At 48.6% G+C, this 23,472-nt stretch carries 22 protein-coding genes; 4 read left to right on the top strand and 18 right to left on the bottom strand.

Going from position 1 to position 23,472, the window contains the following annotated elements:
- Nucleotide 1 precedes the first annotated feature (1 nt).
- The 4 genes from CZ360_RS09355 to CZ360_RS09340 all read right to left on the bottom strand — a co-directional run bounded on the left by CZ360_RS09355 (nt 2) and on the right by CZ360_RS09340 (nt 3,678).
- Nucleotides 2-1,252 carry a glutamate-5-semialdehyde dehydrogenase gene (locus tag CZ360_RS09355; RefSeq protein ID WP_077533947.1) on the bottom strand — a complete coding sequence of 417 codons (1,251 nt, stop codon included), beginning with the start codon at nt 1,250-1,252 and terminating at the stop codon, nt 2-4.
- A gap of 30 nt (nt 1,253-1,282) precedes the next feature.
- The gene (gene proB / locus CZ360_RS09350; protein WP_077533946.1) at nt 1,283-2,074 is read right to left on the bottom strand and encodes a glutamate 5-kinase; all 792 of its coding nucleotides are present in this window, start codon (nt 2,072-2,074) and stop codon (nt 1,283-1,285) included.
- 4 nt (nt 2,075-2,078) lie between these two features.
- The gene (locus tag CZ360_RS09345) at nt 2,079-2,876 is read right to left on the bottom strand and encodes a DUF975 family protein (RefSeq protein ID WP_077533945.1); all 798 of its coding nucleotides are present in this window, start codon (nt 2,874-2,876) and stop codon (nt 2,079-2,081) included.
- 118 nt (nt 2,877-2,994) lie between these two features.
- Nucleotides 2,995-3,678 carry a histidine phosphatase family protein gene (locus CZ360_RS09340; RefSeq protein WP_159438212.1) on the bottom strand — a complete coding sequence of 228 codons (684 nt, stop codon included), beginning with the start codon at nt 3,676-3,678 and terminating at the stop codon, nt 2,995-2,997.
- A gap of 239 nt (nt 3,679-3,917) precedes the next feature.
- On the opposite strand from CZ360_RS09340, the gene CZ360_RS09335 reads away from it, so the two are divergent.
- Complete coding sequence (locus CZ360_RS09335) at nt 3,918-4,604, top strand: helix-turn-helix domain-containing protein (protein WP_077533943.1); 687 nt, start codon at nt 3,918-3,920, stop codon at nt 4,602-4,604.
- A gap of 30 nt (nt 4,605-4,634) precedes the next feature.
- On the opposite strand, the gene CZ360_RS09330 is transcribed toward CZ360_RS09335, so the two are convergent.
- Together CZ360_RS09330 and CZ360_RS09325 are read right to left on the bottom strand one after the other, a co-directional pair.
- A complete protein-coding gene (locus tag CZ360_RS09330) occupies nt 4,635-5,276 on the bottom strand; it encodes a delta-lactam-biosynthetic de-N-acetylase (RefSeq protein ID WP_229408036.1) in 642 nt (213 codons plus the stop codon).
- Between the two features lie 72 nt (nt 5,277-5,348).
- A complete protein-coding gene (locus CZ360_RS09325) occupies nt 5,349-5,648 on the bottom strand; it encodes a hypothetical protein (RefSeq protein ID WP_077533941.1) in 300 nt (99 codons plus the stop codon).
- 238 nt (nt 5,649-5,886) lie between these two features.
- Between CZ360_RS09325 and eno the strand changes: the two genes are divergently transcribed.
- On the top strand, nt 5,887-7,161 hold the full coding sequence (eno, locus tag CZ360_RS09320; RefSeq protein WP_159438211.1) for a phosphopyruvate hydratase: 1,275 nt from the start codon (nt 5,887-5,889) through the stop codon (nt 7,159-7,161).
- Between the two features lie 79 nt (nt 7,162-7,240).
- Here the strand turns inward: eno and ftsZ are convergent, their stop codons facing one another.
- From ftsZ to mraZ, 12 genes are all read right to left on the bottom strand, one after another.
- Nucleotides 7,241-8,311, bottom strand: a complete 1,071-nt coding sequence (ftsZ, locus tag CZ360_RS09315; protein WP_077533939.1) for a cell division protein FtsZ — start codon at nt 8,309-8,311, stop codon at nt 7,241-7,243.
- Nucleotides 8,312-8,497: 186 nt separating this feature from the next.
- Nucleotides 8,498-9,631, bottom strand: coding sequence for a cell division protein FtsQ/DivIB (locus CZ360_RS09310; protein WP_077533938.1), 1,134 nt, complete (start codon nt 9,629-9,631; stop codon nt 8,498-8,500).
- Between the two features lie 30 nt (nt 9,632-9,661).
- The gene (gene murA, locus CZ360_RS09305) at nt 9,662-10,921 is read right to left on the bottom strand and encodes a UDP-N-acetylglucosamine 1-carboxyvinyltransferase (RefSeq protein WP_077533937.1); all 1,260 of its coding nucleotides are present in this window, start codon (nt 10,919-10,921) and stop codon (nt 9,662-9,664) included.
- A gap of 78 nt (nt 10,922-10,999) precedes the next feature.
- Nucleotides 11,000-12,133 carry an undecaprenyldiphospho-muramoylpentapeptide beta-N-acetylglucosaminyltransferase gene (gene murG / locus CZ360_RS09300; protein ID WP_077534797.1) on the bottom strand — a complete coding sequence of 378 codons (1,134 nt, stop codon included), beginning with the start codon at nt 12,131-12,133 and terminating at the stop codon, nt 11,000-11,002.
- A 64-nt stretch (nt 12,134-12,197) separates the two neighbouring features.
- Complete coding sequence (gene ftsW, locus CZ360_RS09295; RefSeq protein ID WP_229408035.1) at nt 12,198-13,394, bottom strand: putative lipid II flippase FtsW; 1,197 nt, start codon at nt 13,392-13,394, stop codon at nt 12,198-12,200.
- 57 nt (nt 13,395-13,451) lie between these two features.
- Nucleotides 13,452-14,468 carry a phospho-N-acetylmuramoyl-pentapeptide-transferase gene (gene mraY / locus CZ360_RS09290; protein WP_077533935.1) on the bottom strand — a complete coding sequence of 339 codons (1,017 nt, stop codon included), beginning with the start codon at nt 14,466-14,468 and terminating at the stop codon, nt 13,452-13,454.
- A complete protein-coding gene (locus tag CZ360_RS09285) occupies nt 14,465-15,841 on the bottom strand; it encodes a UDP-N-acetylmuramoyl-tripeptide--D-alanyl-D-alanine ligase (protein WP_077533934.1) in 1,377 nt (458 codons plus the stop codon). The genes mraY and CZ360_RS09285 overlap by 4 nt, the downstream gene beginning before the upstream one ends.
- A 26-nt stretch (nt 15,842-15,867) precedes the next feature.
- Nucleotides 15,868-17,304 (bottom strand): UDP-N-acetylmuramoyl-L-alanyl-D-glutamate--2,6-diaminopimelate ligase, encoded by a 1,437-nt coding sequence (locus tag CZ360_RS09280; RefSeq protein ID WP_077533933.1) that lies wholly within the window; start codon nt 17,302-17,304, stop codon nt 15,868-15,870.
- A gap of 25 nt (nt 17,305-17,329) precedes the next feature.
- Nucleotides 17,330-19,756 carry a penicillin-binding transpeptidase domain-containing protein gene (locus CZ360_RS09275; protein ID WP_077533932.1) on the bottom strand — a complete coding sequence of 809 codons (2,427 nt, stop codon included), beginning with the start codon at nt 19,754-19,756 and terminating at the stop codon, nt 17,330-17,332.
- A 109-nt stretch (nt 19,757-19,865) separates the two neighbouring features.
- Nucleotides 19,866-20,345, bottom strand: a complete 480-nt coding sequence (locus tag CZ360_RS09270) for an FtsB/FtsL family cell division protein (protein ID WP_077533931.1) — start codon at nt 20,343-20,345, stop codon at nt 19,866-19,868.
- A gap of 28 nt (nt 20,346-20,373) precedes the next feature.
- Nucleotides 20,374-21,309 (bottom strand): 16S rRNA (cytosine(1402)-N(4))-methyltransferase RsmH, encoded by a 936-nt coding sequence (gene rsmH / locus CZ360_RS09265; RefSeq protein ID WP_077533930.1) that lies wholly within the window; start codon nt 21,307-21,309, stop codon nt 20,374-20,376.
- Between the two features lie 18 nt (nt 21,310-21,327).
- Nucleotides 21,328-21,750: a division/cell wall cluster transcriptional repressor MraZ gene (mraZ, locus tag CZ360_RS09260; protein ID WP_077533929.1), complete on the bottom strand. Its 423-nt coding sequence runs from the start codon at nt 21,748-21,750 to the stop codon at nt 21,328-21,330.
- Nucleotides 21,751-22,013: 263 nt separating this feature from the next.
- On the opposite strand from mraZ, the gene dpsA reads away from it, so the two are divergent.
- Both dpsA and CZ360_RS09250 read left to right on the top strand, forming a co-directional pair.
- A complete protein-coding gene (dpsA, locus tag CZ360_RS09255; protein ID WP_077533928.1) occupies nt 22,014-22,898 on the top strand; it encodes a dipicolinate synthase subunit DpsA in 885 nt (294 codons plus the stop codon).
- Nucleotides 22,885-23,454 (top strand): dipicolinate synthase subunit B, encoded by a 570-nt coding sequence (locus CZ360_RS09250; protein ID WP_077533927.1) that lies wholly within the window; start codon nt 22,885-22,887, stop codon nt 23,452-23,454. Before dpsA ends, CZ360_RS09250 begins: the two co-directional genes overlap by 14 nt.
- Nucleotides 23,455-23,472: the final 18 nt, after the last annotated feature.

The following is a 23,472-nucleotide window of genomic DNA, read 5'->3' as shown; positions in this document are numbered from 1 at the left end:
TTTATCTGATCTGACCATTTCCAGTCACGATATATTTCACGGTTGTCAAGTCTCTCAGACCCATCGGCCCCCTTGCATGGAGCTTTTGGGTTGAAATCCCTATTTCAGCGCCCAGACCAAATTCCCCGCCGTCTGTATAACGGGTGGAGGCGTTCACATAGACTGCCGCCGAGTCTATTCTGGCAGTAAATTCCTGTGCATTCTGAAAATCATTGGTAACAATACAGTCAGAATGATGGGTTGTATAACGGTTAATATGTTCTACGGCCTGGTTAAAATTCTCAACCACCCGCACTGAAATCTTGTAATCCAAAAATTCTTCCGCATATTCCTTTTCAGTTGCCGGAAGAATTCCGTCGCCCAATATCCGGCGGGTTTCCCCGCAACCATACATCTCTACATGAGGCGCTTCAAATGCCTTCGCCATCATCGGCAAAAACTTCTCCGCCACTGCCTTATGAACCACCAGGCTCTCGCAGGCATTGCAGACTGAAGGCCGGCTTGTTTTGGCATTATCCACAATCCTGACTGCCATTTCAAGGTCAGCCGAAGCGTCAACATAGACGTGGCAGTTGCCGGTTCCCGTCTCAATGACCGGCACAGTCGCATTCTGTACCACCGCCTGAATCAGCCCTGCGCCTCCGCGCGGAATCAAAACATCCAGATAGCCGTTCATTTTCATCATCTGGGTGGAAGCCTCACGAGACAGGTCGGTAAGGAGATTGATCACATTACAGTCAAGCCCCTCCCGCTCGACAGCCTCGCGCATGAGCTCTACCAGTACCGCGTTGGTGCGGAACGCCTCTTTGCCTCCGCGTAAAATGACAGCATTAGAGGCCTTTAAGCAGAGCACAGCGGCATCAACCGTCACATTGGGACGGGATTCATAAATCATCCCTACAACGCCCAAGGGCACTCGCTTGCAGAGGATCGAAAGCCCGTTTGGCATCGTCTTTCCGTTGTCCACTACGCCAACCGGGTCATCTAAATCCACAACCTTCCGGACAGAATCCGCGATGGCGGCGATCCGCTCCTCTGTCAGGCGCAGACGGTCAATCATCACTTCCGCGATCCCATTTGCCCCGGCATTTTCAATATCAATCCTGTTATTTTCTAATATCTGTCCGCTTTTCTGCTCCAAAAGATCTGCAATTGATAGCAGCGCCCTGTTTTTCTGCGCAGTTGACACAACCGCAAGTGAAGCCGCCGCCTTTTTAGCCCGGCTTCCCAGCGCTATCAGTTCAGAATTCATCTTCCAAACCTCCCTTTTCCATTGTTACGGTTACTTCCTCGTAATATCAAACAATGTTCCGACTTCTTTTCCATCATAGAGATCATATAGCCCTTCCGGTTTTAAGCCGTTAAGGATCATCATCGGAAATCCATACTGATTTGCCAGTTCTGCGGCGTTCAGCTTAGTGACCATTCCTCCGGTTCCAAAGGCGGAGCCCTTTCCGCCGGCAAGCGCACGGATCTCGTCAGTGATCTTATCCACAAAATGGATCAGCTTCGCGTCCTTATACTGGCGCGGATCTTTATCATATAGCCCGTCTATATCAGACAGAACGATCAGCAAATCAGTACGGCACAGGCTTCCAACAATTGCAGACAGGGTATCATTGTCCCCAAACTCGATTTCCTCTACTGCGACGGTATCATTTTCATTGACAACCGGCACAATCCCCAGCTCCAAAAGCCTCTGGAAAGTATTGGTAACATTTGTCTTGCGGTATTCGTCCTTTATGGTGTCCCGCGTCAGCAACACCTGCGCCACCTTGTGATGGTATTCTGCAAAGAGCTTATCATAGATGTACATCAATTCGCACTGGCCGACTGCCGCGCACGCCTGCTTTGTCGGCGTGTCCTTCGGACGCTCCGGCAGTCCCAGCTCGCCGACCCCAACGCCGATTGCCCCGGAGGAAACCAGAATAATTTCCTTCCCTGCGTTCTTGAGGTCGGAAAGCACTTTAACCAAATGTTCAATCCGCCGGAAGTTCAGCGCCCCGGTGGGATAGGTTAAAGAGGAGGTTCCAACCTTGATGACAACCCTCTTTGCATTTTTTAATACTGACACTACTCTACACGTCCTTTTGATGAGAACTTATCATTTCATTGGCCTGAACCGACAGCAGCACATAGCTGGAAGGGAGAAACGCCAGAATCGGAAATACGAATACACATAAAAGCAGCAAAGGCAGGACGGCGACATAGGCAACGAATGCCTGCTTCCGTTTTCCTTTCATTCTGCTGACCGAGATGCGCACTGCTTCCATCGGGCTAATTTCCGGAGATTCAAACCACAGATAATAGGAGAGAAAATACTTCAAATTGAAATAGAATCCGCCCAATAGCCCTGCGGCCAAGGCCACCACCCACAGGACATACATTGTACCGTAAAGGGTACCGATAACAGGACTGCTATTGGAAACCGGATGATCCAGAACCATTTTGATCAGGAAGCTCGGCAGCAGGCACACCAGGTACCAAAACAGTTTTCTCACATTCAGCATCAGCCGGAACCAGAGCACCGTGACATAGCTTCGAAAATCCTCAAAATAACAGAAAATAATTCCGAGAGACTGTTCCTGCCCAGCACAGACAGAATAAAACCATCTCCGCGCTCCCAGTTCAAAGGGCAGGCACACCAAACAGCCTAAAAGCACCCAGAGCACCGCGAAAAGCCATTCCTTGGTAAATAGGTATTCTGTTTTCCAAAATGCCACCCAACGGATCTGATAATTCAGCCCAATTAATTTGGCAAATAAAACGAAAAGAAACAAAAGGGCAATCATGCTCATGGAGAGCGCAATCATCCGCGTCACATGGTTTTTTAAAACAAAAAAGCCCTTTTGGAATAAGCTTTTGTTTTCATCCATTTTTACATCGTTCCTTTTCCAAAGAGACTTCTACCACAAAGCAGAAATACCCTTATCTAATTTATTTTATCAGAGCCTATCCCTGATGTCAACTCAAACCGACTGATTCCCGGTATTTTTACGGTTTTTCTGTCCGGGATTCCGGTACGTCAATAAAATGGTACAGCCTGGAAACGGCCACCTCATCCATTCCATAAGGCAGCTTGTCGCAAATTTCAAACCGCTGGGAATCGCCCCACAGAGAGGCGTTTACCAAAATAGAATACCCTTTCCCATTATCCGCCGACCACTGGGCCGCGCTGCGGGTCGGAATTCCGCACATAGAAAGCAGCGCCATCATGACGCCGCCGTGTGTCACAACGGCTGCGTCGGAAATTTTCTTTTTCATCATGTCCAAGATGATTTCATGCAATCCCTCTTTAATCCGGCCGCCGAATTCCATCATATTTTCCCCGCCCTCCGGAGATTCAGCCATGTTCGTAGACAGCCACCGCAAGAACTGCGGGTCGTTTTTCAAATCCTCTACTGATTGGTTTTCGTAGATTCCAAAATTATATTCTTTGAGCTTCTCCACTGTCTGCGGCTCCATGTCAGGATACAGGATTTGCGCCGTCTCAACACAGCGTCCCAACGGGCTGGAGTAGACGATGCCCACATTAGGGTACTCATATTTTTCCGCCAGCTCCTTCAAATGCGCCTTCCCCTCGCTGCAAAGAGGGATATCGGTCACACCGACGTAACGCCCTCCTAGGTTAGCGGATGTAAGGCCGTGCCGGATTAGGTAAATGCGGTAAGTTCTCATGAAAAATATCCCCCGATTCTTTTTTCTTGCCATGTATAAATTCTTTTTTATTATACTGGATAGTGGGGATCAATTGGTGTTTTTTTTGTAAATAAGCTCTTTTTTGTTGCAAATGCCTAAAATTTAGGTAGAATTTTATCGACAAAAACTGCTTTTTTTCCGCAAAACGTCTTTACAAATTGTATCAGTTATAATATAATTTACTATGTGTTAATCTTTCTTAAAGGAGGCGAGACACCATGAACAGCGACTTCCCGAGAATTTTGACCCTTCTTCGGAAAGAGCGTGGGATTAGCCAAAAGCAAGCTGCAGCAGAATTGAATATTTCTCAAGCTCTTCTTTCGCACTATGAAAAGGGGATTCGGGAGTGCGGTTTGGATTTCGTAGTTCGGACTGCTGATTTTTATGGTGTTTCCTGTGATTACCTGCTAGGGCGTTCTCCGGAGCGGACAGGCGCCACCCTCTCGGTAGATGATCTGCCCGATCCAGATGCTGTGCCGGATAACAAGCTGGCCAAGGGAAGTATTATGCCGGTGCTGAATAAAAAACTGATCGTCAATTCCCTGGCGATCACATTTGATCTGCTTCAGCAGTTTGATCATAACGATCTGACAACAGAAGTGTCTAATTATCTGATGCTGAGCGTGTACCATATGTTCCGGATGCTTTACAGCATTAACCCGAAAAATGAAAGCAATCTATTCACTGTCCCGCAAAATATCTCTTCCCAGATGATCACCTCCAACCTGATCAAATGCGAGGCAAACCTGAGATGGATTATGGAAAACGGAGATAATAAAAAGGAGAAAAAGCTGGATCGCGAAACCCTTTCCATCTCCTCTCAAACGCTCCAAAAAAACTATCCCCAGCTTAATTCCTCTCTCCTGAATTTAATTAAAAACAGCGAAAATATTATAAAAAAATAGAAGCAGGTCGGTTGATCTGCTTCTATTTTTTTATCCAAGCCTGCCAAAGGCATACCCTTGCACCCGGACTCCGTCGATAAAGTCGCCCAGGATCGCCGTATTAGTAGATGAAACTGCATGCAGCAGATAGATGGCTCCGTTATGGGCCGAGGCTACTGTTTTCTGCAGCGCGGTACTTTGTGCCGGCTGGTCGTCTGTCAGCCAATCACGGTAAGCAAAGCTCCAGAATACCGAAGAATACCCAAGCTGCTGTGTCAGGGCGAGAGTTCTTTCAGACCATTCGCCTCTCGGCGGACGGAACAATGTCATTTGATAATTGAAGTTTTGCAGAACATAATCATGCAGCCCCGCAATCTCCTCCTTGGCCTCAGAAACGGAGACACTCGGCATAGACGGGTGGTTCACGGTGTGGTTCCCCACTACATGCCCTTCATCAATCATCCTCCTGATCAAATCCGGGTTTTCCTTAACGTACGGCATGGTGACAAAGAACACTGCGGGGCAGTTTTTCTCTTTCAGCACATCGAGAATTTTTTCCGTATATCCATTTTCATATCCTTCGTCAAAGGTTAAGTAGACATTCTTTTGGTTTTCACCAATAAAATAAGCGTCATATTTTTCATATTTCTGCTGGAATGTCAAACAAGATGTGGGACGATTTGCATCGTCCACATCTTTGCCCTGTCCCCAACCTTTGGTCTGATTTTCCAAGGACTGCAGCGCATTTTCATCTACGCTGACATTTCAAAGGCTTTCCATAGCCGGCAGATCGCCGGTTTTAGAAGTGTTTTCGCTGTTAACTTCACTGCTGTTGTTATCAGTCAGGTCATCGACAGCGCTTTCTGTGCCGCTGATGACGTCGTTGACACCGTTTTCCACGCCGCTCACCACGTCATTGACTCCGCTTTCAACACCGCTTACCACATCTTCAACAGCGCCGTTGCTGTTTACGGACGAAGTGTTTTTATCATCCTTGCTGGAGCTGCAGGCGGTAAATAACAAGCTAAGTGACAAGGCCATGGCTAAAAATTTCCATTTTTTCATAAATATCCTCCCATTGCGGTCATTTTTCCGCAGTTGATTGCAATATACTCAGAGATATCGCAATAGTATTGTGTGCGAAAATAGGGACATTATTCTCCGTGTGCCGCGCATAAAACACGAATTTTTATTCATCCTAAAAATAGATATATCCCTCTTTACAATGGAAAGCTTAAGCCGCAGAGCCAGTACTCATTCCAAAGAAAGGAGACCTTTGCAGTGCAAAGGTACTGAAGATACAATGAAACCAATTCAGCAAACGACTATACAGGCTATTCATGGGAGACAGATACTGGATTCCCGGGGAGTCCCGACCATAGAGGCACAGGTGATCCTGAAAAATGGACTATCGGCTTCCGCCTCTTCTCCATCCGGAACCTCCGGCTGCACCTTTGAAGCCTGCGAGCTGCGCGACCACCTGCCGGATTACCACGGTCAGGGCGTTACCGCTGCAATAAACCAGATCAATACGCCGATCCGGGAAGCGCTTCTGGGAGAAGACTGTACCGATCAGTGGACCATAGACCGCAAGCTATCCCTGCTGGACGGCACTCCCAACAAATCCAAGCTTGGAGTAAACACCATGCTGGCGGTTTCTCTCGCCTGTGCAAAAGCTGCTGCAAAGTGCTGCGGGACGGAGCTTTACCGTTATCTTGGCGGAATCAACGCCAACAGATTGCCCGCGCCTTTAATCAGCCTGATCAGCGGCGGGAATTCTTCGAAAAATCAGATGGAGCTTGCAGAAATCCTGATGCTCCCGGTATCCGCCAAATCCTTTTCAGAAGCGCTGAAGCTGGCGGCCGATGTTTTTATCGAGCTTGGACGTCTTTTAAGGCAGGAAGGCTTTTCCTCCGCAACAGGAATCCACGGCGAATATATGCCGGATCAGGGCGATGACGGGCAGATGCTCGGCTTAATTATGAAAGCGGTTCAGAATGCCGGATATCAGCCGAATTATGATGTAACGCTTACCTGCCGGGCAAAAGCCAGCGGGTGGTACAAGAACGGACATTATATTTTTCCCAAACAGCAGAAAAAAATTACCCAGGCCGATTTAATAAAATATTGGACGGATTTGGCATCCCAGTATCCAGTCTCCGCTCTGATCGATCCTCTTGCAGAGGAGGACTTTGCCGGCTTCCAGGAGCTTACTTCACAGCTTGGCAATTCCCTCCGGGTCATCGGGAACGACCTGTTTGCTTCCAGGATCGAACGGATACAGCAGGGAATCTCAGCTAAGGTAGTCAACGCGGTTTTAATAAAGCCGAGCCAGATCGGGACGCTGAGCGAAATTCTTGAAGCCGCCTCTGCCGTCCGCAAGGCTGGCATGGAACTTGTGCTTTCCCAATATGACGGTGAAACCGGCGATACGTTCCTCTCCGACCTCGCCGTTGCGATCGGCGCGGATCAAATCCTTGCAGGCGCGCCCACGGGATTTGAACATGTCGGGAAATATAACCGCCTAATGCAGATAGAATCCTCGCTTAGCGGGAGCACCTATTCCGAATCCAGATAACCAAAGGCCGTTCAAAATCTCCCTCATGTAATTAAAAAAGCCCGATACAGTGATACTGTATCGGGCTTTACTTGTGTTCTTACTGGTTTTTGTTTCTGAAAATATCCATAAACACATCAAAGTCAAGATCCTCTTTTTGTGTGCTATCAGCCGCCTTTTCCGCTTCTGCATCCGGAACAATGAACTGCTCTTCCCCATTTTCAAAGCCGGTTGCAATCACAGTAATTCTCATCTCATCCTGCAGGCTGTCGTCAAACGCAATACCCCAGAAGATATTTGCATCCGGATGCGCGGCATCGGAAATAATAGAGGTCGCAACATCTGCTTCTTCAAATTCAATATCAGAAGGAGCTGTAATATTAATAATAATCCCTCTCGCGCCGTCAATGGTAGTTTCCAGAAGCGGGCTGGAGATCGCCGCCATTGCCGCGTCATGCGCTTTGTCCTTGCCAGTGCCAGAACCGACGCCCATATGAGCATAGCCGGCATCCTTCATCACTGCGCTGACGTCCGCAAAGTCCAGGTTGACAAAGCCAGGAATATTGATCAGGTCAGAAATACTCTGAACACCCTGTCTTAAAATATCATCTGCAGCAGCAAACGCTTCAGTCAATGTCCGACAGCGGTCGGTGATATTTTTCAGCCGTTCATTCGGAATCACAACCAAGGCATCCACATGCTTGCTCAGTTCAGCCAAGCCGGTTTCCGCATTGGACATTCTCCGTTTCCCTTCAAACGCAAACGGCTTTGTCACGATTCCAACGGTAAGAATCCCCATTTCTTTCGCAATCTCAGCAACAATCGGCGCGGCACCTGTACCGGTTCCGCCGCCCATTCCTGCGGTGATGAAAATCATCTGCGTCCCCTTGAGGATCGCTTCAATTTCCTCCCTGCTTTCATCAGCCGCACGCGCGCCTTTTTCCGGGTCGCCGCCGGCGCCTCTTCCCTTGGTCAGCTTATCGCCGATCTGGATTTTATATGTAGCTTTAGAGCGATCTAAAACCATTTTATCTGTGTTCAAGGATATAAATTCTACGTCCTGAACGCCACATTCCACCATGCGGTTTACAGCGTTTCCACCGCCTCCGCCAACACCGATTACTTTAATGTTTACCACATTGTTATCATTTGTGTCCAGAGCAAAGGTCATATTTTTATCCTCCTAGTTGATGATTTTCCATCTATTTTACTTTTCTGATAAAAGTATATAAATCTTCCATTTTTCATTACATGTTTTTATTATACTAGATTCATTTTGAAAAATCCAGTACTTTCTGTAATTTTCTGCAACAAATTTTTGAATTTTTTACTGAAAGTATTAGCAATTCTGGAAAATTTATTCTTTTGGTTCTGCCTCTGGACTGTCTGAATCTTCTGTGCTTCCAGTTTTTCCCTTCGGAAGCTCCTTCACAAGCTCCTCCTCATTCATTGGACGGAAATATGCCTTGCCTGATTCTGATACATCCAGCACTCCGGTTTCCGATTCACTGATTTCTTCCGCAAGAAGCTGCCTTGCCAACAGGAGCTTATCCTCCAAGCCGATGGCACTGCCAATCTGCAGACAAATTCTATTTCCAATATTCACCTTGATCTCTACACCGTTTTTCATGGAAATCCCGTTGACACTGCCCAGCTCGTGGGCAGACAGGCTTTCGAGCAGGTCGTTTGCTTCCTGATAATCCTCGCTGCTATTGACAAAGCTCCCGATTTTCTGTTTGGACAGGTCAATCCCGGTCACGATGATCAGCTCCTCATATCCTTCCGGCGATTCAGAAACAGCAATCAGCCGGCCGCCCGAACTCAAAATGTAATACTGTTTTTCAAAATAAACAGCCAATGCCGGGGAGGCAGGCGTCACCTCAAACCGAAGTGTTTCCGGCAGAGAGCGTTTGATCGAAATTTCATCAATATCAATGCTCTGCTTTAAGATATCCTCTTCCATCCGGCTCAGGTTCAGACGGAACAGATTGTCCCCTGCCGCCACATTGCCGATCCGCGCCAATTCCTCTGCAGTATAGTCCCCGCCCCCTGTTACAGTCATTGTCTTAATATTAAAGAAAACCGTAACCGAAAGGGTAATTCCTGTAATCAGGACAAAAAAAAGAATCAAAATATAATAAAGGCTCCTATTGCGCCGTCTGCGTTTTTTATGGCGCCGGCTGTTTTCCGCCCGCGCCTGGTCACGCATCCTCTTTTTGTTTTTCTCCTGTGCCTGCGGAATATCCTGTAATAACTGCTGCATTTCAATCGCGCGTCTTTGTGCAGCGCGCTGACGTGCATCCATACCATTCACTGGACGCGCAGGCCGCTGTGCCGTGTTTGTACCGCCTTTGCCGGCCTGTTTCTGCTGAAACTGCCTCTGTGCTTTTTCTCTTTTTTTCTGTCCGGCCGAGATTTCCTTTGATTTCACACGCGGGGCAGAATGCTGGTTCATATTGACTTTTCTCTTTTTTAACTTCTGCCTCTTCATGAACTTCTCCTTTGAACTATCTATCCCGGCCTATTCTTCCATCCGCCGGATCATGCCGCCAATCTGCATGATACTGTCTTCTATTTTCTCATAGCCCCGGTCAATGTGATGAATATTGCGGATCACTGTTTTCCCCTGTGCCTTCAGCCCGGCTACAATCAGTGCCGCTCCGCCGCGCAGATCTTCTGCCCGAACCACTGCTCCGGTCAACCGGCTGATTCCATTGACCACGCATACCCGGCCTTCAACTTTGATATCCGCGCCCATTCTGCAGAGCTCCGGGACATGCTTATACCGGTTTTCAAAAATATTTTCCACAAACATACTGCTGCCGTTCGCAACAGTCAGCACCGACATAAACGGCGCCTGTGCATCAGTTGGAAATCCGGGATACGGCATTGTCCGGATGCTGCGCACACTTTTCAAAACAGAGGGTGCCTTCAGATAAACGCTGTGATGCCCTGCTGAAATCGTAGCACCCATTTCCTCAAAAAACGGGATCATACTTTCCAGGTCGTTCGGGTTGACATGCTTTAACAGCAGCTCCCCGCCGGTAATAGCACCGCAGCAAAGATAGGTCGCAGCTACAATCCTGTCTGGAATCACCGCATGCTCTGCCGCATGCAGCCTTTCCACACCGTCAATTACAATTGTGCTTTTCCCCGCCCCGCGGACTTTCGCTCCGCATCGGTTGAGAAAATCGGCAAGATCAATGATTTCGGGCTCCTGTGCCGCATTGCTGATGACAGTCGTGCCCTTTGCAAGTACACTGGCAAGCAGGATGTTTTCTGTTGCTCCCACACTGGGGAAGGCCAAAATCACCTTTGCACTATGTAAACCGTCTTCCGCCTTGCACTGAAGATACCCGTGCTCATCCTCTATGGTGACGCCGAGCTTTCTCAGCGCATCCAGGTGCAGATCGATTGGGCGGGGCCCAAGCTCACAGCCGCCCGGCATCGAGAGCAGCGCTTTTCCCATTCGTGCCAGAATTGCACCCAGAAAAACAATTGATGAACGCATTTCACGCATCAAATCCTCTGGGATATCCCATCTGGATACCGACCCCGGATCAATTTCCAGGGTGTGCTCCTCCCGTTTGACTGTACACCCTAAATATTCTAAAATTTTTACCGCAGCGTCAACATCACTGAGCTGCGGACAATTATGGATGATCTGCTTTTCTCCGCTTAACAGAGTCGCAGCTAAAATCGGCAGTGAGCTGTTTTTGGCCCCCTGAATGTCGATTTCACCTGTCAGTCTGCGTCCGCCTTCTACTTCTAACACGCTCATCCCGAAACACCCTTTCATCCTGCATTGAATTCATACCGTATCCTATGCATAATCAAGGGAGTTGGTGATGCCCAAAAATCAGATTAAACCACAAATTAAGCGGTAAATGCGCTCTGTGCTGTCCAAAATCGCCAATTTTGACGCATTTTTGCCTAATTGGTTTAACTTTTCACGATCCTGATAAACCGATTCTATCATCCTGAGAAAGCTGTCTTTGTCATAGTCCTTTTCCTCTATCAGCATCGCAGCGCCATGGTTGACAAGCACCATCGCATTATGAAACTGATGGTTCTCCGCCACATAAGGGGAAGGAACCAAAATAGAGGCTTTTCCGGTTGCCTGCAGCTCGCTTAAGGTAATGGCTCCAGACCTGCAGATCACCAGGTCAGCCGCTGCCAGGCAGGTATCCATATTATCGATATATTCCCGCACATCAATGTTCGGATCGGCCTTTTTTCCAAGCAGCTTCCCAAACGGGATTCCCCGTTCCTCAACCATCTGAGGAAAGTGTTCCTTTCCCAGCCTGCCGTATCCATGGATATGGTTGATCTTATCCTGCTGGTAATTCCATTCGATTAAGTCCGCAGCCGCATGATTTATTACTTTTGCGCCAAGACTTCCGCCAAAGGAGAGGATACAAACCTTCTTATCCAATCCCAACGACTTTCTCGCTTCCTCTTTTGTCTTAAAAATCACGCTCTGCCGCACCGGATTACCAACCACCTCACAGTGTGCCTCCGGGTCAAAATGCTCTTTTGCCTCCGCTACTGCCAGCATGACCGTATCCACCTTTTTGGCCAGCAGCTTATTGGTCACGCCCGGAAAGGCATTCTGTTCATGGATCATGGTTTTTATCCCAAGTTTTGCAGCGGCAAGCACGACCGGCCCGCTGACATATCCGCCTGTTCCGATGACCACATCAGGCTGAAAATCCCGGATGATCCTCTTGGAGACAAAATCTGCTGTCACCACGTGACAGACTGTCTTTATGTTGTGTACGATATTCTGTACCGACAATTTCCGGCGGAACCCGCTGACCTGAACCGGCGTAAAATCAAATCCAGCTTTTGCAACAAGCTGCGCTTCCATTCCTTGCGGCGTACCGGCGAATAAAATTTCCGCCCGTTCGTCCTTGGAACGGATATACTGCGCAATGGCAATCGCCGGATTAATATGCCCGGCTGTTCCTCCCCCTGCTAACAATACTCTCATCAATTTATCCTTTGTTTCCCGCAAATGACGGGACACAAATCCTTTCTTCCTAATATCAACCCTATCAGGGCTTTTCTATTACTGAATGCCTGGAGATATTTAACAAAATCCCCATCTCCGCAAGCTGCATCAGCAGCGCGGTACCCCCATAGCTGAAAAACGGGAGGCTGATCCCGGTATTCGGGATGGCATTTGTCACAACCGCGATGTTCAAAAGCGCCTGTATTCCGATTTGAACGGTAATTCCAATCGCCAGCATTGCGCCAAATTTATCCGGAGCCTGGTTCGCAATGGAAAAGCCGCGGTAAACCAGCAGCACAAACAGGGTAATCACCAGAATCGCACCGATCAGGCCCAGCTCTTCACAAACAATGGCAAAGATAAAGTCGTTCTGCGGTTCAGGCAGGTACAGGTATTTTTGCTGCGAACCGCCCAGGCCAAGCCCCATGATACCGCCGGATCCGATGGCAATCAGCGATTGGCAGGTCTGCCAAACCTTATCATGGATATTTTCATTCCCAAATGGATCAAGCCAATTGTGAATACGGGAGGTGATATAGGAAACATCCTTAATCAAAATAACTGCTACAACCATCGCCGCCAGGGCTGCCAGCATCAGTAGGAAGTATTTCGGTTTTGTCCCGCCGACAAACATCATAACTCCCGCGATCGCACAAATGATAATAGTACCCGAAAGATGCGGTTCCAGCATCATAAGCCCGACTACCGGGATCAGCAGCGCAAAAAAAGGCCAGAAACCATAACCTGTTCTCATCCGTTCATAGTTCGCGGCAATCATTGTAGCAAATATAATGATAACCGCCAGCTTCATATATTCTGAGGGCTGGAAGGTTCCAAGCGGGCCGAGATTAATCCATCGTCGGGCGCCGTTATGTTCAAAGAAAAGCACAACCACCAGCAGGCCAAGGCCAAACAGGTAGATCGGCAGAACAAATTTCTTATACCAACGGTAATCAATTTTTGATATCAGCAGCATCGCCACGATTCCGACCACTGCAAACAGGCCCTGTTTTTTAATATAAAGCAAGCTGTCGTGGTCATAATAGAGCGCATTTGCATAGCTTGCAGAAAAAACCATAATCAGCCCGAAGGCCAGCAAAATCAAAACAATCAGCAAAAACGCGGTGTCCATTTCCCCAATCGAACGCCGTTTTGCACGAACCTGTTTTTTTGCCGGCTTCTCCCGTCTGAATATTTTTTTCCTTGCGGCGGCGCTATCCGCCATGTGAGAACTCTGCAAGCCGCTCCACCCTCTTTCCTAAATATAGTATAACTTGATTTTCAGAAGATATCAGCATTACATGGGAAGAGCAAAATATCCGATCACGCAGAAAATCAATGTCACCAACGAAAATACCGTTACAATCTTCACTTCACTCCAGCCGCTCATTTCAAAATGGTGATGGATAGGGCTCATCTTAAAGATCCGTTTCCCGGTGGTCTTAAAGCTGATCACCTGCAGGATCACAGAGCCAGCCTCACACCAGTAGATAATCCCGGCAATAAAGAGGAGCAGCGGCATATCCAGCCCAAACGCCAGCGCCACCACGCATCCGCCTAAAAACATTGAACCGGTGTCTCCCATAAACACCTTTGCAGGATGGAAATTCCACATCAAAAAGCCTAAGCATCCGGCCGCGGTCGCTACTGCAAACAACCCCAGATAGGGAAGCGAAAGCTTCATGGTGTAAACCATAAACGCCAGCGCAAACACAAAGGTGACAGAAGAAGCAAGGCCGTCCACCCCGTCCGTCAGGTTAACGGCGTTGACAAAGCCGATAATCAAAACCACCATAAACGGATAATAAAACCATCCGAAATTAACCTGGCCAAAAAACGGAATTTCGACAATCGTGGAAACCGCGCCCGCCATTGTCAGGATGAACAGATATCCGACTGTGAGGAAAAACTGAATAATCAGCTTTTCCCTGGCACGCAATCCGAGATTCCGTTTTTTGACCACCTTGATATAGTCGTCAATGTATCCCATTAACCCAAAGCCGAGCGCAAGGACAACACCGGCAGCCAGCTTTACAGTCTGCACCTGGTCCGCTTTATAGTCAAAGGCGATCCACGCGGTAATATACCCGACAATTACCGCTACAATAATCCCGATGATAAACATAATGCCGCCCATTGTCGGCGTGCCCTGCTTGGCCTGATGCCAGGTCGGGCCAATCTCCTTGATGGTTTGGCCATATTTTAATTTTTTCAGGTACGGCACCAGAAAGATGCCCAGTGAAGCTGTCAATGCGAATGCAATCACAGCAGTTAAGATCGTTGCAACTCCACTGCTTCCCAATATGTTGTTCATTTTATTGATCCTCCCGCTTTTCCAAACACTGTCGTTATCAATTCTTCCAGCTTCATCCCTCGGCTTGCCTTAAAGATTACTGCGTCACCTTTGCGGAGATTTTCCTGCAGCCATTCGGCTGCCTCTGCCTTCCGCACGGTATGGAACACCGTTTTCAGACCATGTTCCTCTGCCCCGCGTGCAATCTCTGCCGACTGCTCTCCGCAGCATATCAATCCGTTAAGGCCGGCCTGCGCCGCAAGCCGCCCCACCTCAAAATGCAGTTCTGCCGATTTGGGCCCAAGCTCCAGCATATCCCCCAAGACGGCGAAACGCTTCCCTCCGCATTCTACCTTCCGGATGACATCCAGCGCAGAACGCATCGAGTCCGGACTGGCGTTATAGCAATCCGCGATGACCTTAATTCCGTCATACTCCTGTATGCTCTGCCGCATACCGGCGTTTTGGTAACCCTTCACCGCTTCTACAATTTCTTCCGGGGCAATTCCCGAAAGGATTCCAACGCAGAAACCTGCAAGCGCGTTATATACATTATGGATACCAATCGCCGGTAAAACCGCCGGATACCGCTTTCCCTGATAAACAAAGGTAAAATAGGTGCTGTCGTTTTCTTCTAGGACGTTTTCCGCCCAAACCATTCCCTGCCGGGCTTCAAGCCCAAACCAAACCGCCCGATCCTTCAGAAGCTCCGCCTCCTCCAGGGTTTTGAGCATGTCATTATCCCCGTTTAAGACAATCTTGCCATCCGGCTTCATCCCATCCAAGATTTCAAGCTTTGCCTTGAGGATATTTTCCCGCGTTCCCAGATTTTCCAAATGGGAAACGCCGATGTTGGTAATAACAGCAAGATCAGGCTGCGCGAGCTTGGAAAGGTAGCTGATCTCCCCAAGCGCCGACATTCCCATCTCGATCACCGCCGCCGTATGCGCAGGCTCAATCCCAAGCAGTGTCATCGGCAGGCCGATATCATTATTAAAATTCCCCTGCGTTTTATGAACGCGGTATTTTCGTGAAAGAACCGCCGCGATCATTTCCTTCGTCGAGGTTTTCCCTACGCTCCCGGTAACGCCGACTGTGAAAAGGGAATGCTTTTCTTTATAATAAGCCGCCAGCCTTCCCAGGGCAAGCCGGGTATCCTCTACCAGAATCACCGGATGCTCCGTTTTCATTTCCCGGCTGCTGATTGCCGCCAAAGCGCCGGCTTCAAACGCCTTTTCTATAAAATCATGCCCGTCAAACCGTTCCCCGGACAATGCCAGGTAGAGGCATCCAGGGCTGATTTTCCGGGTATCGGTAGAAATTTCATCTACCGAAAGCTTGCTGTCATGGTTTAATTTACCATCCACCGCTTCCGCGATTTCCTGCAATGTCATCCTCTGCACGCTCTGTCCTCATTTCCTCATTCATTTAAATTCTTTGCAATCTGGGCCACTACTTCCCGTTCATCATAATGGATGGTTTCGTTTTTCAGGATCTGATAGGTTTCATGCCCTTTCCCCAGCAGTACAATGACATCGTCCTGCTGAGCATTCTCCATCGCATAGCGGATGGCTTCAGTCCTGTCGGTGCGTTTTACAAAATCCACCTTTCCGCTCATCCCCGGAAGAATATCCCCGATAATTGCTTCCGGATCCTCACTCCTAGGATTGTCAGATGTTACAATGATAAAATCCGCGTATTTTTCGCAGGCCTCCGCCATCAACGGACGTTTGGTACGGTCACGGTCGCCGCCGCATCCGAATACGGCAACCACCCTCCCTTTCGATACTGCCTTTAAGCTCTGCAGAATATTTTCAATCCCATCCGGCGTATGGGCATAATCACAAACCACCATAAACCGGCTGTTTGAGAAAATGATTTCACATCTGCCCTTCACGCCTTTAATTTTTGCCAGCGCAGAAATAATCGTATCCATCGAGATGCCCAGCACCCTGCAGATGCTGATTGCCGCCAGCGCGTTTTCTACCGAATACAGCCCTGGGATCGCAAAAATCACCCTGCTGGTTACTCCGCCATGAGTCATCCGGAAATGTACCGAGCTTGCCGTACATTCGATCTCACTCGCGTAAAAATCCGCATTCGGGTCAGAAACCGAAAAGGTGACAGGCTTTTCGGGCAGTTCTTCCGCGAGTCTCCTTCCATAGGCGTCGTGGATATTGACAACATTATATTTCCCCATCGTAAACAGTTTTTTCTTTGCGAGAAAATAATCTTCCATATCCTTGTGATAATCAAGGTGATCCTGGGTCAGGTTGGTAAACCCACAGACCTCAAACCGGCTCCCTAAAATCCGTTCCTGCGCGAGTGCATGGGAGGATATTTCGCTGACTACATAACAGCAGCCTGCGTCCAGCATCTCCTTTAGAGTTTTCTGGAACATATAAGCGTCCGGCGTGGTATTCGGGTTTGGCTTTACTACAGCGCCATATTCGATCTGAATCGTCCCGATCAGCCCGGTTTTCAGCCCGGCGGCTTCCAGGATCGATTTGATAATCGTAGTGGTTGAGGTTTTTCCGTTTGTTCCGGTTACACCGATTAGTTTGATCCTTTCGGAAGGATTTCCGAAGAAGTTCGCACAGAGCATCGCATAGGCTTTTTTGGTATCCTGGACAATCAATTGATTTTCAAGGCCCATATCCTGTTCTACCACAACAGTCCTGGCCCCGCGAGCGGCTGCATCTGCTGCAAAGCGATGTCCGTCTACATTGCTGCCTTTAATCGCAACATAGATGTCGCCCGGCTCTACCAGCTTAGAATTATTTCTGATATCCTTTACTTCATAATCATGGTAGGGCGACTGGATGTCAATCCCCTGAATCAGCTCTGAAAGCTTCATCGAAACTTCCTCCCTTTTGTCATTTTTAATCTACAACCTCAACTGCATACTGAATCGTGACAATGGTGCCAATCGGCACTTCCTTCCCTTCCGCAACGCTCTGGGATATGACCTTCACGTTTCCTGATACATCCGAGCTTCCGTCCAGGCTGACATTGAGCCCCGCATTCACCAGTTCCTGGTTTGCGGCAGACGGCGTCATCCCAACTACATTTGGAACCGTCACCTTTTCCGCAGTACTGTTCTTTTCAGTATACACGATAACAGTACCGCCGTCGGCAATGCTTCCGTTTCTCGGCATCTGGTCTACTACCGTATCCCCGTCGCCGACCTTTTTAATTTTCAGCGACTTCTTCGCCAGGGTATTCTTTGCATCCGCAACCGTAGACCCGATTACGCTCGGTACAGATACCTCCATATTTTCCAAGTCCTCGTCGGAGTATTCCGGCGCGACGCCTAAATAAGAAAGAGTATCTTTGATTACTGAACCAAGCGCCGGGCCGCAGACCGCGCTGCCGTAATAGGAGCCGGCTGTCGGGTTATCCGCAACAACTAAAACCGCAATCTGCGGGTCTTCCACCGGAGCAAAGCCGACAAAAGACGAAACATGCTCTTCACTCTTATTCGCCTTCTGAGATGTACCCGATTTCCCTCCTATGCGGTAGCCCTTGACATAAGCAGTTTTGTTTTTTTGTATCATTGCTTCCAAGCATTCCCGGATTTTTGCAGAGGTGTCCTCTGAAATCACCTGGCGTTTTACATCGGTTGACGTGGTTTGAATCACATTCCCGTTCTGATCCAGCACTTCCTTTAAAACATGCGGCTGCATCAGGTAGCCTCCGTTCACCGCCGCGGAAACAGCCGTGATTAGCTGAATCGGAGAAATGGCCGAGGTCTGGCCGAACGACGCACTCGCAAGCTCAACCGGCCCAAGTTTATCCTCCGTATAATACAAGCTCTTCTGCGCTTCTCCGGGCAGATCAATGCCGGTTCCCTCGGTGAGGCCGAACTTCTCGAAGAAATCAAAGAAATTATGCGGGCCAAGCGCCGCTCCCATTGCCATAAACGCCGGGTTGCAGGATTCCACGATTGCGCCCTTAAAATCGAGTGTACCGTGGCCGGTTCTTTTATTACAGTGAATTTTCGTGCCGGCTACATTCAGCACACCGCTGCAGTGGTAGGTGCTGGACATGGTCGCCACCCCAGTTTCCAGCGCGGCGGAAGCCGTGACCACCTTGAAGGTGGAACCCGGCTCATAAAGCCAGCCAATCGCCTTGTTTCCCCATTGCTCTGAGCGAAGCTGTGACTTAATATCTGCAATTTCGTCCTCGCTTTTCCCTTCCGAGGAGGATTCCAACGTAGATTTGAGCTGTTCTGAGAAAATTTCGCTTGGATTATTGGGGTCATAATTTGAGCTGTTCGCCATAGCCAGGATTCCTCCTGTTTTGACGTCCATGACAATAATCAGCGCACCGCCCTCCGGTTCATGCAGGGTCATAATCTCTTCCACCTGCTTTTCCGCAAAGCGCTGAATATTTTCGTCAATGGTCAAAACAATGCTGTTTCCGTCCACAGCGTCATATTTCTGCTCATAGCTGGTTGGGATTGTATTTCCCAGGCCATCAGTCGCACTAATTATTTTACCGTTAGTTCCCTGTAAAATACTGTCGTATTCCAGTTCTACGCCATAAAGTCCCTGATTATCCGTTCCGGTAAAGCCCAGCACATTGGAAGCGAGCTCGTTATTCGGATAATACCGTTTGGTATCTTCAATCAGGGAGATAAAGGTAAAGCCATTTTCGGAAATGAGTGTGCGCACCTCATCCGCCACTGTTTTTTCAACCTTTTTCTTGATTACCTCATATTGGTTGTTTTGATACGCCTGTTCAAGCACATCCTCATAATCCAATTCTAATATATCTGACAGCCCTTTTGCAACCGCTTCTTTAGCCAGCATCACACAGCTATTCCCGTTTTCGGAAAATGCTTTGATCTGCTCCACCTCGCTGTCCTTCAGGCTGCCTTTGATGGAAACAAAGCGCTGATCGCTTTCCAGCCGCTTCATTATCTTCGCCTTATCCATATCCAAAATCCCGGACAGGCTGCTGGCCAATGCTTCCTTCTGCCCGTCCTCAATGGCGGCAATCTCTACATACACCTTGTCGTTTTTTACAATAGATGGCGCCAGAACAACTGTCCAAACTGTAGCGCTCTGGGCAAGCGTAGTCATATTGGTGCTGTAAATAGAACCCCTGTTTGCATTAATTACCTGGGTGGACATCTGCTGCTTTGCTGCATATTCCTGATAAAAGTCCGATTTTACTACTGCCGCCTCTACCAGTCTGGTGCTGACATATAGCAGCACCACCGCCATGATCAGAGCGACAACCCGGTTAAGCCGGAATTTCATTTTATTTGTCATCGGCTGATTTGCCTGTTTGATCTTTGCCATGGAAACCCCCTGTCCCTTATGGGAGAAAACTCTAATTTCAAGCACAAAAGGGTTCCAATCTCCTCGTTTTGACGATGATGAACCCTTTCAGTCTGTATATCATATTATATTAGCCTAAAATGTATTCCTTAATCTGCTCAAGCCATGCGCTTGCCTGATCCAGGATTGATTTTCCGGAATCTGCCACTTCTACTTTATTGTCCTTTTTCACACGGACACAGGTAACCTGGCTCTGATCCGGTTCTACAAGGCCGTATTCCTCCGTGGCAGTTTTTTCCACTGTTTTTAGAGACGACAGCCCCTCTACCTGGAGCTCCAGGCGTGCGGATTCGCTTTCCAGTTCTTCAAGCGTGCTCTGAGCGGAGAGCATGGCGTTATTTTCTTCCGTCAGTTGAACCTTTGCAAACATCAGCGCTCCGCAGAGCACGATAATATATCCAATGCACAGCAAAGAACGGCCAAGGTGCTTCGGCTGCGGCCTTGCCTGTGCTTTCGATTTTTCCAGTTGTCTGATTCGGGGCTGTTTATCCTGTTGTTCTGCTGGTTCAAAATTGCGCAGTGCATAAGCTAAATTGTTGTTCTGCGTCACTTTGCTTCCCCCTTGTTTTTACTTCCTTTTATTTTTCTTCCGGCAGTTTTTCCAGGATACGAAGCTTTGCGCTTCTGCTCCTTTTATTCACTGCCAGCTCTTCTTCTGTCGCGGTTAATGGTTTTCTGTTAATCAACGCGGCTCTTGGTTTCCTTCCACAGACGCACTGCGGAAAATCCGGCGGGCAGATACAGCCCTTGCACCACGCCGAGTATTTCTGTTTGACAATCCTGTCCTCCAGTGAATGGAAGGTAAGAATCACCATCCGGCCTCCTGGTTTTAGGAGCGCAAAGCCCCGTTCCAGCGCTTCCTCCAGTACGTCAAGCTCGCCGTTTACAGCAATCCGGATCGCCTGAAAGGTTTTTTTGGCCGGATTTTTATTCCGTCTGGCGCTAGCCGGCATAGAACATTTGATAATCTCAGCCAGCTCCAGTGTTGTCTCAATGGGTTTTTCCCGTCTGCGTTTTTCTATATTCAGCGCAATACTGTGTGCGAATTTTTCTTCCCCGTATTCCCGGATAATCCGGGTGAGTTCCGGAACGTCCCAGCCGTTCACAATTTCTTTTGCACTAATCCCGCTCTGACTCATCCTCATATCAAGCGGGGCCTCCTGATGGTAGCTGAAGCCTCTTTCCCCGCAGTCAAGCTGATGAGAGGAAACGCCTAAATCGAGCAGAAGTCCGTCGATTTCTGTAACGCCGCGCTGTGTCAGGACGGTATCCATCTCTCGGAAGTTGGTCTGGATAACCTCCGCGCACGGGTATTGCCTCAGGCGCTCTGCAGCAATTCTGACAGCGTCCGGATCTTGATCCAGCGCAAACAGCCTTCCGTTCCGCAGACGCTTTGCAATCTCGGACGAATGCCCCGCGCCTCCCGCGGTTCCATCCACATAGGTTCCGTCCGGCTTAATATTCAGCCCCTGTATACATTCCTCCAGCATAACGGAGATATGATGAAATTCCATCACCGGGCCGCCTTTCTTTTAAATTCCCAATTCATCCACAATTTCAGCAAGATGCTCTGCCTCAATGGAATTCATAACATTGTTCCAGTTTTCCTGGCTCCAAATCTCGCAGTTCTGGGATACACCCACGATCACAACGTCTTTTTGAAGCTGGCAGTATTCTCTCAGATTCTGCGGAATCAGGATTCGTCCCTGCTTGTCCGGCGTCATTTCTACTGCGCTGGAAAACAGATGGCGGCGGATATTCCGCGCCTTTGCCATTGGCAAAGCGTCCACCTTTGCTACCAGCTCGTCAAACTTCTCAACCGAATAAACTGTCAGGCAGGTATCCGTCAGGCTTTTGGCAAGGATCAGCTTATCACCTATTTCTTCACGCAGCTTGGCAGGGAAATTCAGTCTGCCCTTGGCGTCAATGGTATAGTTATATTCACCGCTCAGCATTTCCCCACCTCCTGTATGCTTTTAGATCGTTTTAGGCACTGTTAACCACTTTTCTCTACTTTAACCCACTTTTAACTCTATTATAAACACTTTGCTATTGGAATGCAACCCAAATCAGTAATATTTTCGAAATTTTCACATATTTTTTTGCTTTCCTTTTTAGGAAAATCCAGAGTTTTCCAGAATAACGTAATCTTTCCTTTCACCCGCTTTTTCAAAAATGCATATGATATAGAAAAAGAGCTATTACGGAGGAGATTTGATTGAAATACCAAAAAACAAAACAAACATGTATTCTCGCGGGCGGCGATCTGCGACAGGTACATCTTGCCAACTGTTTGTCCAAGGACATGGAGGTCGGAGTGACCGCAATGGGAGATGACGTCTCTTCATTTTCTCCCCGTATCCATACCGACCTATCAAAGGTTGTGCAGCCGGATATCCTCATTCTTCCCATGCCGGCGGTAAATGGAGATTTCTTAAACGCCCCGCTTTGCAAAGAGCCTGTACATATTCAAACTGTTCTTTCTCTCATATCGCCCCAAACGGTTGTTTTCGGCGGAAAAATCAGCCCTGGACTCATACAAAAGCTGGAGAGCCTTGATATAAAATACTTTGATTATCTCAAGCGGGAAGAGCTTGCCATTCTAAACGCTGTGGCAACTGCGGAAGGCACGCTTGAGCTGATTTTCGCCGAGCTGCCCGTCACCATCTTCGGCCTGAATATTCTCATTGTCGGGAGCGGACGGATTTCCCGCGCGCTGCGCACCCGCCTCGCCGCTCTGGGAGCGCGGGTCAGCGTCAGTGCCCGCAAGCATGCTGACCTGGCCTGGATCCAGGCAGAAGGGTGTACTCCCCTGCCTATCAAAGACCTGGAACAGAATATCGGCCAGTTTGACGTTGTGATTAATACTGTTCCCGCCAAGCTATTCGATGAATCAATCCTTAAGAAGCTGAGAAAGGACGCACTTCTGATCGACCTGGCCTCCAAGCCGGGCGGAGTCGATTTCGAAGAGGCAAACAAACTGGGTATCAAGACCATCTGGGCGCTTTCTCTGCCCGGCAAAACCGCCCCCATTACATCCGGGGAGATCATCTATCAAACAATCTGCAACATCATAGAGGAGGAGCAGCATGGAAAAGCTTAAACTTGGATTCTGCCTGACCGGTTCTTTTTGTACCTTTCAGGCCGTTCTGGAGCAGATGGAAATTCTGCGCGAAACATATGACATCATTCCGATTATGTCCTACCACGCCTATGAACTGGATACCCGGTTCGGCGCCGCCAAGGAACATATTGACAGAATCGAGGCGCTATGCGGCAGGAAAATCATTCACGATATCCCATCCGCCGAACCAATCGGCCCTAAGAAGATGACGGATATCATGCTAGTCGCTCCATGCAGCGGAAATACACTTGCAAAGCTTACTTTGGGAATTACCGATACCCCGGTCGCCATGAGCGTAAAAAGCCATCTGCGCAACGCCAAGCCGGTGGTGATTGCTATCTCAACCAATGATGCACTCTCCGGCAGCGCCAAAAATATTGGCGCCCTGCTCAACCTGAAGCATTACTACTTTGTTCCTTTCCGCCAGGATAACTGCCAGGGAAAACCCACCTCAATGGTCGCGGACTTCTGGCAGATTCCCGAAACCTTAGCCGCTGCATTGGAGTACAGACAAATAGAACCGATGGTCATTTAATCCCATCGGTTCTATCTT

Origin of the sequence: Massiliimalia massiliensis, from assembly GCF_900155615.1 — a bacterium.
GTDB lineage: Bacteria > Bacillota > Clostridia > Oscillospirales > Ruminococcaceae > Massiliimalia > Massiliimalia massiliensis.
Note: the sequence above shows the minus strand (reverse complement) of the source record. Positions and strands in the feature narration are given on the sequence as shown.